The organism is Streptomyces sp. NPDC002004 (assembly GCF_053593975.1).
Window position 1 is genome coordinate 226534 of record NZ_JBSFDP010000003.1, and the last position, 12169, is coordinate 238702.

Here is a 12169-nt window from a genome sequence, read left to right on the forward strand (position 1 = left end):
GGGCCCCGAGCGGGCCCGCCCCTCCCTCATGTCACAGCTGCGTCCTGTCGCGGGTCGTGAGCCCGTACTGCTTCGCGATGGCGTTCCACAGGTCCGCCGCCTCGGACTTGGCCTGGGTGGCCACACCGCTGGCGCCGTTGCCGGCCGCCGTCTGGGGGGTGGTGCGGGCGTGGCCCTTGTGGCAGCCGCCCTTGCGGCCGACCTGGTCAGCCCAGGCCGCGTAGTGGTTGTCGGCGGACGCCGACGCCTTCCACGCGCGGTTGAGGGCGGAGGTGAGCTGCGCGTGGTTGGGCAGCTTGTCGACGGACAGGCCGGCGAGGCGGGTGACCAGGCCCGCGCGCTGCTTCGCCGCGGCGCGCAGGTCGTTCGCGGCCTGGCCCGTGTTGGAGCAGGTGCGGATGGAGCCGACGGCTCTGATCACCGACGCCCGGCTGTCGTTGCTGTCGCCGAGGAGCTTGTCCAGCTCGACGGCCTGCGCCTTCACGGGGTCGGCGGCCTGCGACTGCTTCCCGCCCGCCGTCGGGCTCGCCGCCGACACGGGCGTGCTGTCGTCCTTCTTCTTGTCGTCGCCCCCGCCGCTCAGCAGCGCGCCGACGCCGACGCCGATGACGATCACGCCGACGCCCACGGCGGCGAGGAGCGGCACCTTGGATCCGGTGCGGCCCGACCTGCGGCGGCCGTCGTCCTCGTACTGCTGCGGCGGCTGCGGCTGCGGGGAGCCGTGGGTCCGCGGGTCGAACCGGGGCATCTGCTGCGTCGAGGAGGCGCCCTCCTCGCCCGGCGCGGACCGGAAGAGGCTGTCGAACTCCGCCGGGGGCTGCCGCTCCTCCGGCGTGCCGGGCCGGATGCCGTAGGGGGCTCCGGTGGGCTGTGCCGGGACGGGGGCGATGTACTGGGTCGCCTGGGCGTCCGGGTGCGCGGCGTCCGCCGCTCCGGGCATCGGCCCGGGGGACGCGGCCCGCGGGATGGTGCCCAGGTACTGGGTCGCCTCGGCGGGTGCCTCCGGCTTCGCCTCGGGCGGCAGCGCGCCCGGAGTCACGGGCGGGATGTACTGGGTGGCGCCCTCGTCCACGGGGGCGGGCGCGCCGCCCGGGCCGCCGGTCACCGGCGGCAGGTACTGGGTCGCGTCGGCGTGGTCGCCGTGGGCCTGCAGCGGGGCGGCGGCCGGGAGCGCCGTGCCGGGGGCTGCGGGCTGCTGCGGGTGAGCGGGCTGCTGGGGGTAGCCGTAACCGGCGCCCGGGTAGCCCTGGCCGGGGACCGGCGCGGCGCTGTAGTCGGTGGGCTGCTGCGGATAGCCGTAGGCGGCGGGTGCGGCCTGGCCCGGCGCTGCGTGCGGCACTTCCCCGCCCGCGTGCGGAAGGGCCCCGGAGGGCGGCAGGTGTCCGCCCTGGGCCGCGGGGGGCAGCAGGTGCGCGCCCTGGGCCGCGGGGGGCAGCAGGTGCGCGCCCTGGTCCTGCGGCGGAATCGGTGCTCCGTGGCCCCCGTTCCCGGACGGCGGCGGGGCGCCGTGGCCCTGGTGCTGCGACACGACGGTGCCCTCCAGCGGACCGCCCGGCACCGACGGGGGCATCGGCTGCCCCGGTGCCGGCTCCTGCGGGGCAGCTCCCCACTGGCCGCCGGTGTCGGGGGACGCGGAGCCCCACTGGGGCGCCGCGCCGGGACCCCACGCTCCGCCCCAGGGGTCGCCGGCGGACGGCGCCGGCTGGTTGCCGGGGGCGCCGGGTATCAGCGGCTCACCTCCGTCGGCGGGCAGCACGATGCCTTCGCGCGGCTGCCGGTCGCCTTGTCCGCTCTGCGTCACCGGGACTCCTACTATCGGGGGACTTTCGGAATCGTCGGCTCACGCTACCGGGTGTCCCGAGCCCGGTGCCACGCAGCTCAGGAGCTGTTCACCTCGCTACGCAGGGCAGTAACGAATCCGGCCCGCGGGACGCTGTTAAAAACCTCACGCCACCTGGAGCTCCAGCCGCGCCCCGAACTCGCGCACCACCGGCTCGTCCCGGTACGGCTCCAGTCGCTGCCTGAAGTCCTCCAGATACTCGGCCCCGCGGTTGGACCGCATCGTGCCGAGCAGCTCGACGGCCCGCAGCCCCGTGTGGCACGCCTGCTCCACCTCGCGCTGCTGCACCTGCGCCGTCGCCAGCAGGACGAGCCCGATCGCCCGCCGCCTGGCCCGCGACGCGGGGAGCCCGGACAGCGCCTGCTGGGCGTAGCGGGCCGCTCCCTCCGCCTGGCCCAGGTCCCGGTGGCAGTGCGCCAACTCGTCCGCCAGATAGGCCTCGTCGAAGTGGGAGATCCACGCGGGGTCGTCCCCGGTCCCGGCGCCCGTAGAGCCGTCCGCCCGCTCCATCGCGCCGAGGGCCCTGCCCGCCGCGTCCTGGGCCGCCCGGGAGTCCCCGAGCAGTGCGTGCCCGCGTGCCTCCGCCGCGTGGAACATCGACTCGGCGCGCGGAGTGACCCGCCCGCGTGCGCCCTCCTGCGCCGCACGTGCCAACTGCGCGATCTCGCGCGGGTTTCCGAGCTGCGCCGCCAAGTGGCTCATGGAAGCGGCCAGTACGTACCCGCCGTACCCGCGGTCCCCGGCGGCCTGGGCCAGTCGCAGCGCCTGGATGTAGTAGCGCTGGGCCAGTCCCGGCTGGCCCGTGTCGACCGCCATGTACCCGGCGAGTTCCGTCAGCCGGGCCACGGCGGCGAAGAGGTCGCGGCCCACCGCCTCCCGGTACGAGCCCGCCAGCAGCCCGGACACGACGCTGTTGAGGTAGTGCACGACGACCGGGCGCACATGCCCGCTGCCGTACTGGTGGTCGAGGTCCTTCAGCGCCTGGGTCATCGCCAGCACCGCCGCCACGTCCGACGGACCGACCCGTGGTCCGGCCGACCGCGCCACCTGGGTGTCCGGCGACGAGATCAGCCAGTCACGGCTCGGCTCCACCAGCGCGGAGGCCGCCACCGACGAGCCGGAGAGGAAGTCCCGGCGCCCCACGTCGCTGCGCCACAGCTCACATACCTGCTCGATCGCGCCGAGTACGGTCGGCGAGAACTGCAGCCCCACGCCCGATGCGAGGTTTTTGCCGTTCGCCATGCCGATCTCGTCGATCGTCACGGTACGGCCGAGCTTGCGGCCCAGTGCCTCCGCGATGATCGCCGGCGCCCGCCCGCGCGGCTGCTGTCCTCGCAGCCAGCGCGCCACCGACGTCTTGTCGTAGCGCAGATCGAGACCGTGTTCCGCGCCGCACATGTTGACCCGGCGGGCCAGCCCGGCGTTGGAGCACCCGGCCTCCTGGATGAGCGCCTGCAACCGTTCGTTCGGCTGACGTGCGACGAGCGGCCTTGCGGCCATGTGTTACCCCCTGTGGCTGCGGTGTTCGACTCGCGGTGGTCCTCTCGATGATCAATTCCCCACGCCCCGACGGATGATGCTGGCATATGCGGTTGTTCAGCACATACGTGGAAATGCGCGGAAAGGGCTGACGCCTGCCCCCCACCTGGCTACCCGTGCCCCGTGGCCCTTGCCCATGCGCGCCCCCGGCCGTGCACCTGTGCGCCCCGGATGCGGGAAGGATGCTCCTCCCCCGCGCGCGGGCGGCCCGTAACCCCGGGTGACGGCGGAAGTTGAGAACGGTGTGGAAGAGACCATCGGAGTCACCCCAGTCACGTCCGCCGCCGTCACGTCCGCCGTGCACATCCCCGAGCAGCGCGGAGAATCCCTGCAGGACAGCGCCGTGCGCTATGCGGAAGAGCGTCACTGGGACGTCTTCCCCGGCACCTGGCTCGAGGTCGTCGACGGCGTGCAGCGGTGCTCGTGCGGCGACGCCGCGTGCGCCCTGCCCGGCGCACACCCCGCGCGCGAGGACTGGGCGACCCGGGCGACCGGCAGCGCGACCGTGGTGCGCCGGCTCTGGTCCAAGCAGTCCACGGCGTCGATCCTGCTGCCCACCGGGCGGACGTTCGACGCGATCGACGTGCCCGAGACCGCGGGGTTCCTGGCGCTGGCCCGGATGGAGCGCATGGAGCTGACGCTCGGGCCCGTGACCTGCACGCCCAACCGGCGCATGCAGTTCCTGGTGCTGCCGGGGGCGTCGGCGAAGGTGCCGGAACTGGTCCGGAAGCTGGGGTGGATGCCCACCTCCCTGGATCTGATCGCCCTCGGCGAGGGGTCGTGGGTGGCGGCGCCGCCGACACGGTTCGGTGCGCACGGTGCGGTGCAGTGGGCGCGTCGGCCCACGGCGGCGAACCGGTGGCTGCCGGATGTGGAGGAGCTGATCTCGCCGTTGGCGTACGCGTGCGGGAGGGAGCCCGCCCGACGCCGTTAGGGGGTGATGCCCGTGTCCTGGTGCACCGTCCGGGCCGTGGGGGGGGCGTCCCGGGGCACGGGCCGGAACCACTGTCCACAGGGGTGAGCCGCCCACCGGCGGCTGACCGTAGTCTGGCCGGGTGACTGACCACAGTGTCGCCGTACGCATACAGGGTCTCTGGAAGCGGTTCGGACAGCAGATCGCCGTCGCCGGAGTGGATCTGGAGCTGCCCGCCGGGAAGTTCATCGGGCTGGTCGGGCCCAACGGGGCCGGGAAGACCACGACCCTTTCGATGGTGACCGGGCTGCTCCGCCCCGACCAGGGCTCCGTCGAGGTCGTCGGCCACGACGTGTGGCAGGACCCGGTCCAGGTCAAGGCCCGCATCGGTGTGCTCCCCGAGGGCCTGCGGCTCTTCGAGCGGCTCTCCGGCCGCGAACTCCTTTCGTACACCGGCAGGTTGCGCGGTCTGCCCGGCGCGGAGGTCGACAAGCGCGCCACCCAGCTCCTCGAGGTCCTCGACCTCGCGGGCTCCCAGCACAAGCTGGTCGTCGACTACTCGACCGGGATGCGCAAGAAGATCGGGCTCGCCGCCGCGCTGCTCCACAATCCGGAAGTCCTCTTCCTGGACGAACCGTTCGAGGGCGTCGACCCGGTCTCCGCGCAGACCATCCGCCGCGTACTGGAACGCTTCACCGGCTCCGGCGCGACCGTCGTCTTCTCCAGCCACGTCATGGAGCTCGTCGAGTCGCTGTGCGACTGGGTGGCCGTGATGGCCGCGGGCCGCATCCGCGCCCACGGCCCCCTCGCCGACGTACGCGGGACGGCGCCCTCGCTCCAGGAGGCGTTCCTCGAACTCGTCGGCGCGGGCGGCCGGGACACCGGCGACACCCTCGACTGGCTCGGCGGCGCCCGATGACGGTCCCCGTGGCCCAGGCGCCCACTCCAACCCTGGTTCGGCTCAAGCTGGCCCTGCTGCGCAACGGACTGCGGCAGTCCGCCGGCCGCCGCGCCGCGTACGTCACCTCGGTGGTCGTCGTCCTGCTGTACTCCGCCCTCCAACTCGTCGGCCTGATCGCGCTGCGCGGCAACGCCCACGCGGCCACCGTCGCCATCGTCCTGACCGCCGTCGTGGCGCTCGGCTGGGCCGTGATGCCGCTGTTCTTCCCCAGCGGCGACGAGACGCTCGACCCCACGCGGCTGGTCATGCTCCCGCTGCGTCCCCAACCCCTCGTCCGTGCCCTGCTCGTGGCCTCGCTCGTCGGCATCGGCCCGCTCTTCACGCTCTGTCTGGCCGTCGGCTCGGCGATCTCCGTGGCGCACGGGGCCGTGGCCGCCGTGGTCGCGGTGGTGGCCGTGCCGCTCACGCTGCTCGTGTGCGTGGCGCTCGCGCGTGCCGTCGCCACCGCGAACATCCGGCTGCTCAGCTCCCGCAAGGGCCGCGACCTGGCCGTGCTCAGCGGAATCGCCATCGCCGTCGGCGCCCAGGTGGTCAACTTCGGCGCCCAGAGGCTGGGTGCCGCGGGCGGCCTCGGAGCGCTCGACCCGGTCGCGGACGTGCTCCGCTGGCTGCCGCCCGCGAGCGCCCTCGGCGCGGTCGACTCCGCGGGCGACGGTGCGTACGGCACCGCGGCCGCCCAACTGGCCCTCGCCGTGGCGGCCCTCGCGGCCCTGCTGGCCTTCTGGAGCGGGAGCCTCACCCGGCTGATGACCTCGCCGGACGGCTCGACGGTCCAGGCCGCGGACCCGGGGCGGACCTCGGCCGGGCGGCGCTCGTCCGGACCGGCCCGGCTGCTGCCCTCCGGCCGCACCGGCATCGTCATGGAGCGCAGCCTCCGCTACATCTGGCGCGACCCCAAGACCAAGGCCGCCTGGGTCACCTCCCTCGCGATCGGCCTCATCGTGCCCCTCGCCAACGCCCTCCAGGGCACCGGCTCCGTCTACCTCGCCTGCTTCGCGTCGGGGATGCTCGGCATGCAGATGTCCAACCAGTTCGGCCAGGACACCTCGGCGTTCTGGATCGTCGCCCTGACCATCGCGTCACCGCGGGACGCGTACGTCGAACTGCGCGCCCGGGCCCTTGCCCTCGTCACGGTCACGGTCCCGTACGCCACCCTCGTCACGGTCGGGACCACCGCGCTGCTGGGCGCGTGGCCGGCGCTCCCCGAGGCACTCGGGCTGTCCTTCGCGCTCCTGGGCGCCATGCTCGCCACCGGCGCGTGGACATCCGCGCGATTCCCCTACTCCATCCCGCAGGAGGGCTACAAGAACGTCGCCGCCGGCCAGACCGGGCTCGCCTGGATCAGCATCTTCGGCGGCATGCTCTTCGCGGCCCTGATCTGCGCCCCTGTCCTGGCCCTCACGATCGTGCTGCACCTCCTGGGCGCCGACCGCTGGACCTGGCTGCTGCTGCCCGCCGGCACGGTCTACGGGATCCTGGCCACCCTGGTCGGGCTCCGCCTCGCGGCTCCGCGCACGGCGGCCCGGCTGCCGGAGATCCTGACGGCCGTGAGCAAGGGCTGAGACCGCAGGGCCCGTTCGGTCGGACCGACCGTCGGACCCCCTAGATCCTGCTCAGCGAAGCCGCCGCGGTCAGGACGTCCCTGATCGCCTCGCGGTCGCCGGTCTGCCCGGCGGCCGCCTCCTCGGGCGGGACGTGGCCCGCGGCCAGCCGGCAGAACTCGACACCGTCGAGCGCCACGTGCGCGACCTCGTGCTCCGGCGAGGCGAGCGCACCGGGGGAGTCCAGGGCGATCAGCCACTCGCCGCCGCCCGCACCCTCGATCTCCAGGCGCAGACTGCGGCCCGGGGCGCCCGCCGCGACCAGCGCGCGGGGAGCGCCCGCCAGGCCCGCGCGGCGGCGCGCGGCCAGGACGCCGGGGAGCATCCGGGCCGCGAGGTCGATCATGCGGTGGAGATGACGGGGTGCGGGTGGCTCGTAGGGGTAGTCCACGGCCCGGGCGATGTCGTCCGCGTGCACCCAGCACTCGAAGGCCCGGTCCAGCAGCGCGTCGCGCAAGGGCAGCGCGAAGCCGCCGTAGGGCACGGTGAGCCGCCCGGAGCCCGTGCCGCTCCCGGACCCTCCGCCGCGCCCCGCGGTTCCGTCCCGCTCGCTCGCGCTGGTGTGGGCGGGACCCCCGGCCGCGAACGACACCGTACGGACCAGATGGTGGGACTGCTCGCGCCAGGGCGTGCGGATGGCGCGGGTGGGCGGGAAGTGGGCACCGCGCCAGTACGCCTCGGTGCGCTCGCGGGGGCCCAGCAGGCGCGGGGCGTCCGGGGCGGCGGGCGGCGATTTCCGTTTCGCGGCGCCGCCTCCGTCGGCTCCGGACGGACGGCCTGCGCATGCGCCCGGCGTGCCGGGTGCGCCGTCGTCCGGTGCGGAGCGGCGGCCGCCGGGCAGCGGGTCGTCCAGCCCCAGGGCGACCGCCACGAGACCGTCGACCGTCATCAGATGCGCGATGACTCCGGCGACCGTGGTCTTGCGGCTGACCTGCGCTCCGCCCTCGTACCAGCGCAGCCGCACCGGTGCGTGCCATTCCGCGTCGCCGATGTCCTGGAGCAGGGCGTCGAGACGGGCGGTCTCGGCGTCGTAGGGCCCGGCCCAGTCGGGCACCGGGATGCGCGGCGGGCGTCGGCCGAGGCAGCTCTCCAGGACGCGGGTGCGCAGGCCGGGGTCGAGGTCGAGGCTCTCGGCGGGGTGCAGCAGTCCGACCGCGTCCCGCAGCCGCAGCGCCTCCTCCGCGCAGGGTCCGCAGCCGCCCAGATGGTCCTCGACGGCTGCGGCCTCTCCGGGGGAGCAGGCCGACAGCGCCCAGGCACCGAGCAGGGCCTGGAGCACACGGTGCTCCAGGACGAGCGGCGGGGGCAGCGGACGCACATGGATGTTCGCCCGCACCGGGGGCCCGTCCCGCTCGGGGGCCGCCGGGGGCGGGAGCTGCCCCGGAGGGAGGTCGGGCAGGGGGTGCCCGGTGTCCTCGACGGAGGCCCGGGGCGTCGGTATGCGGGGCTCACGGGGCGCGGGGCCCTGGTCCTGCCCGCCGGGAGGCGTGTCGGAGCCCGCGGGCCCGCCGGGCTCACGGCCACCGCGCGGGGCGCCGCCGGCACCGGCTTCACGGCCCTCGTGCGGCTCGTCGGTTCCGCGGTGACCACGGCCCTCGTCCGGCCTGTCCGTTCCGTCCGGCCCCTGCTGCTCGCGGCCCGCGTACGGCGGCTCGTCCCCTCCGTTCGGCTCGACGTCGTCCGGGCCGCTCACAGCGCCCTCCCGGGGCCGGGCGGAGCACCCGGCGTGCCGCCGTCGTGGGCCGTGGACAGCAGTTGAAGGCCGAGCCGGAGACGGCGGCGGGCCTCGTCGGCGGTGACGCCGAGGTCCGCCGCGGTCTGGCGGTAGTCGCGGCGCTGGAAGTAGGCCAGTTCCAGGGCGGCCCGCAGAGGCGCGGGCATCGACGTGACGATGTAGTCGGCGCGGGCGGCCGCGGAGGCGCGGCGGACCTTGCGCTCCAGCTCCTCCGTGCCGCCGTCGCCGCCCCGGGCAAGGGCGGCGGCCTCGGTCCGGCGCAGCCGCTGGACGGCGAGCCGGTGGGTCAGGGTGGCGACGAAGGAGCGCAGGGGTCCCTGCTTGGGGTCGTACGCGTCCGGGTGCTCCCAGACATGGGCGAACACCTCGCGCGTGAGGCGGTCGGCGGCCGACTCGTCGCCGAGGACGCGGTGGGCGAGGCCGTGCACGAGGGAGGCGAAGCGGTCGTACAGCTCGCCGAGCGCGGCGGCCTCGCCGCGCGACAGCCGCTGCTGCATCCTGCGGTCCCAACGGGCCGGTGCTTCCTTCGCCATGCGGCCCCCTCGCCCTGCTCGTGTCCGGTGTTGTCCCTGTGCCCACCTGCCAGGCCGTCTTCTCGAATGTAGTCGGCGCCACCGACACGGCAGGTGTCTTTGCTGCAATGAGCATCGGGCCGCCGGGGCCCTGCGGGCCATCCCCGGAGCCTGCCCGTCCGAACCGGCTTCATGTTGACTGAATATGTCTGGGATCCATGCCACAAAGGTTCGAACCAGTCTATTTGCGTCCCGCCCCCGGGTGTTTCATGGGGTGACGGCGGGGCAGCCGCGAGGTGGAAGCGAAGGGGCTGCTTCCGCATCGGCGAACGAGAGGCGTGGCGGTGACGCTCAAGGTGACCGTGGCCGAGCACGGCAAGTGGGCCGTGCTGCGAGTGTCGGGCGAGATGGATCTGGTGACCTCGCCGGTGCTGCGCCAACGGGTCCACGACGCGGTGGCCGAGGGCCGCCGCAGCCTCGTTCTCGACCTCTCCGACGTGCTCTTCTGCGACTCCAGCGGGGTCGGTGTCCTGATAGCCAGCCGCCGCCTCATGCGCTCCTTCCAGGGGCGTCTGCGGCTCGTTCTGCCCGCGCAGGGGGCCGTGGACGGCTCCCATGTCAATCGCGTGCTGGCCGCACTCGGTGTCCGCCGCCTCTTCGAGGTCTTCCCGGACGCCGCCACGGCGGTCTCGGACGAGGCGGCGCCCCTCCTGGCCTAGGGCCCGTCGTCACATTCCCGTCCGCCCCGCGACGCCTGGGCCGCGTGTGCGCGCCGGCATCGATCGGGTGACTGCGGGAGCCCGCCTTGACGCCGCACGGTACAACTCTGTCCCAGTTTGTCGGCAGTCCTGGGACAAGGAGCTTCGTTGGCCGGTGCGGAGGCGGCGGAGGACGTACGCTCCCGGCATGGTCAGTTCCGATTACGAGCGCAGGATCGCCGCCAGGTTCGCCACCTTCGACCAGGACGGCAACGGCTACATCGACCGTCAGGACTTCAACGGCGCGGCGAAGGCGCTGCTCGGGGAGTTCGGCGTCGCGGCCAGATCCGACAAGGGGCAGGCCCTGTACGGCGGAGCCGAGGCGTTCTGGCAGGGCATGGCGGGCATCGCGGACCGCGACGGGGACCAGCGCATCACCCGTGAGGAGTTCGTGAACGGCGCGGTGAAGCGGCTGCGCGACAACCCCGAGCGGTTCGCCGGGATCGCCCGTCCGTTCCTGCACGCCGCGCTGGCCGTGGCGGACGGCGACGGCGACGGCATGGCGACCGTCCCCGAGACCGAACGCGCCCTGCACGTACTCGGTGTGGGCGACGAGCTCGCCGTAGCCGTCGCCGGCGCTCTGGACGCTGACGGGGACGGGCTCGTGCGCGAGGCGGACGTGGTGACCGCGTTCGCGCAGTACTTCACCGTCGAGGAGTAACCCGGCCCGTGGGCCGGCCGTGCTCCCCGTGTGCCGACGGGGCGCGGGGAGCGGGACCGCTCACGCGTATCTCTCCCGCAGTTTGTACTTCAGCACCTTGCGCAGCGTGTCGTTCCGGGGCAGCGCGTCCACCAGTTCCAGCTGCTCCGGCAGCTTGTGCACGGACAGGCCCTGCTCGCGCAGATGGGCGGTCACGGCGTCGAGGGTCAGTCTCTCGGCGCCGTCCGGCTGTTCGACCACGGCGCAGACCCGTTCGCCCCGGTCCGGGTCCGGCAGCCCGATGACCGCCGCGTCGCCGACGCCGGGGTGCCGGTGCAGGAGGTCCTCGATCTCCTTCGCCGAAATGTTCTCGCCCTTGCGGATGATGACGTCCTTCGCCCGCCCGGTGAGGACCAGGTGCCCGCTCGGTCGCAGGTGCCCGAGGTCACCGGTGATAAGGAAGCCGTCGGCGTCGAAGACCTCCGCCGTCTGGGCGGGGTCGAGGTAGCCCTGGCAGACGGCCTCGCCGCGCAGCCGCACCTCGCCGTCGACGCCCGCCGGCAGTGGGGTCCCCGCCGCGTCGGTGATGCGGATCGTCATCTCCTGCGGCGCTCTGCCCTCGGTCGTCGCCAGGTTCTCGGCCGTGTCGTCCGGCGCGCCCATGGTGATCATCGGTACTTCGGTCATGCCGTACCCGTGGGTGAGGTTGCAGCCCATCTCGCGGACGACGGCGTGGTGGAGCTCGGGCGGCTTCGGCGCTCCGCCGCCCGCCAGCAGCCGCAGCGACGGGATCAGCTTCGTTGCCGGATCCTTGCGCTGTTCGGCGAGGAGCATCGAGTAGAAGGCCGTCGAGCCGCCCGCCACGGTGACCCCGTGCCGACGGTAGCCGTCCAGTGCGGCCGGCAGCGCGAACTGCTCGAACATGACCGCGGGGAACCCGTACAGCAGGAGCATCACCGTGTAGTCGGGGCCCGCTATGTGCGCGAAGGGGAAGGCCATCGAGCCGACGTCCGACGCGGACAGGTGCAGTGCGTGGGCCAGGCAGGAGCCGCCGGCGATGAGGGAGCGGTCGGTGTGCAGGACCCCCTTGGGGTCGGACGTCGTGCCCGATGTCCAGTAGATCCAGCGCACCGCCCGCCCGTCGGAGGGCGGGGGAGGCAGTACCGAGGGATCGCCGTCGGGCAGCGAGGCGTACGCCTCGAAGATCCCGCGGGCGCCCAGCCGCCGTGCCATCCCGGTGTGGTCGAACCCGCGCCACACCCCGGGCACCGCGAAGAACTCCGCCTTCGCCTCGCGCAGCGCGAAACCGACCTCGCGGTCCCGGTAGAAGGGGATCACGGGTGACTGCACGGCGCCGAGCCGGGCCAGGGCGAAGGACAGCAGCGCCGTCTCGATGCGCGTGGGCAGCTGCCAGGCGACGACCGTGCCTGGGCGTACGCCCATGCCGTACAGGCCGGCCGCCACGCGCTCGGCGCGGTCGTGCAGCTCGCCGAACGTGAGCGTCCGGTCGTCCGCGGGGTCGGGTTCGGCCTGGATGAGGACGGCGGCGTCGGGCGTGAGCGCGGCGCGGCGCTCGATCAGGGCCCACATGGTGGGGGACGCGCCGAGTTCCCGGGCGACGGCGCCGCTCCGGCCCGTCCCGGCGCCCGCAGGGGTGTGCCTCATGCCGA

The 12169-nt window shown here is 74.1% G+C and carries 10 protein-coding genes; 5 read left to right on the forward strand and 5 right to left on the reverse strand.

The annotated features are described in order from the left end of the window. Positions 1–31 precede the first annotated feature (31 nt). Both ACWCP6_RS06970 and ACWCP6_RS06975 read right to left on the reverse strand, forming a co-directional pair. Positions 32–1801: a hypothetical protein gene (locus tag ACWCP6_RS06970; protein ID WP_450931317.1), complete on the reverse strand. Its 1770-nt coding sequence runs from the start codon at positions 1799–1801 to the stop codon at positions 32–34. Between the two features lie 144 nt (positions 1802–1945). Further along, positions 1946–3340, reverse strand: a complete 1395-nt coding sequence (locus ACWCP6_RS06975) for a transcriptional regulator (protein WP_450931318.1) — start codon at positions 3338–3340, stop codon at positions 1946–1948. A gap of 283 nt (positions 3341–3623) precedes the next feature. On the opposite strand from ACWCP6_RS06975, the gene ACWCP6_RS06980 reads away from it, so the two are divergent. The 3 genes from ACWCP6_RS06980 (at position 3624) to ACWCP6_RS06990 (ending at position 6815) form a co-directional block, all read left to right on the forward strand. Further along, on the forward strand, positions 3624–4313 hold the full coding sequence (locus ACWCP6_RS06980; protein ID WP_450931319.1) for a bifunctional DNA primase/polymerase: 690 nt from the start codon (positions 3624–3626) through the stop codon (positions 4311–4313). A gap of 121 nt (positions 4314–4434) precedes the next feature. Then, positions 4435–5211 carry an ABC transporter ATP-binding protein gene (locus ACWCP6_RS06985; RefSeq protein WP_450931320.1) on the forward strand — a complete coding sequence of 259 codons (777 nt, stop codon included), beginning with the start codon at positions 4435–4437 and terminating at the stop codon, positions 5209–5211. Next, positions 5208–6815 (forward strand): transporter, encoded by a 1608-nt coding sequence (locus tag ACWCP6_RS06990; RefSeq protein ID WP_450931321.1) that lies wholly within the window; start codon positions 5208–5210, stop codon positions 6813–6815. Before ACWCP6_RS06985 ends, ACWCP6_RS06990 begins: the two co-directional genes overlap by 4 nt. Before the next feature lie 40 nt (positions 6816–6855). On the opposite strand, the gene ACWCP6_RS06995 is transcribed toward ACWCP6_RS06990, so the two are convergent. Then, positions 6856–8547 (reverse strand): zf-HC2 domain-containing protein, encoded by a 1692-nt coding sequence (locus ACWCP6_RS06995; RefSeq protein ID WP_450931322.1) that lies wholly within the window; start codon positions 8545–8547, stop codon positions 6856–6858. Next, positions 8544–9122, reverse strand: coding sequence for a sigma-70 family RNA polymerase sigma factor (locus ACWCP6_RS07000; RefSeq protein ID WP_450931323.1), 579 nt, complete (start codon positions 9120–9122; stop codon positions 8544–8546). The genes ACWCP6_RS06995 and ACWCP6_RS07000 overlap by 4 nt, the downstream gene beginning before the upstream one ends. A 317-nt stretch (positions 9123–9439) precedes the next feature. Here ACWCP6_RS07000 and ACWCP6_RS07005 point away from each other — a divergent pair, with 317 nt between their 5' ends. Both ACWCP6_RS07005 and ACWCP6_RS07010 read left to right on the forward strand, forming a co-directional pair. Next, a complete protein-coding gene (locus tag ACWCP6_RS07005) occupies positions 9440–9820 on the forward strand; it encodes an STAS domain-containing protein (RefSeq protein WP_450931324.1) in 381 nt (126 codons plus the stop codon). A gap of 187 nt (positions 9821–10007) precedes the next feature. Next, on the forward strand, positions 10008–10520 hold the full coding sequence (locus ACWCP6_RS07010; protein ID WP_450931325.1) for an EF-hand domain-containing protein: 513 nt from the start codon (positions 10008–10010) through the stop codon (positions 10518–10520). A 60-nt stretch (positions 10521–10580) separates the two neighbouring features. On the opposite strand, the gene ACWCP6_RS07015 is transcribed toward ACWCP6_RS07010, so the two are convergent. After that, entirely contained in the window at positions 10581–12164 is a 1584-nt protein-coding gene (locus tag ACWCP6_RS07015) for a class I adenylate-forming enzyme family protein (protein ID WP_450931326.1), read from the reverse strand. Positions 12165–12169: the final 5 nt, after the last annotated feature.

Coding starts and splice junctions, on each gene's coding strand:
- ACWCP6_RS07015 (WP_450931326.1), bottom strand. CDS start 12,164: ATGAGGCACACCCCTGCGGGCGCCGGGACGGGCCGGAGCGGCGCCGTC.
- ACWCP6_RS07010 (WP_450931325.1), top strand. CDS start 10,008: ATGGTCAGTTCCGATTACGAGCGCAGGATCGCCGCCAGGTTCGCCACC.
- ACWCP6_RS06975 (WP_450931318.1), bottom strand. CDS start 3,340: ATGGCCGCAAGGCCGCTCGTCGCACGTCAGCCGAACGAACGGTTGCAG.
- ACWCP6_RS06990 (WP_450931321.1), top strand. CDS start 5,208: ATGACGGTCCCCGTGGCCCAGGCGCCCACTCCAACCCTGGTTCGGCTC.
- ACWCP6_RS07000 (WP_450931323.1), bottom strand. CDS start 9,122: ATGGCGAAGGAAGCACCGGCCCGTTGGGACCGCAGGATGCAGCAGCGG.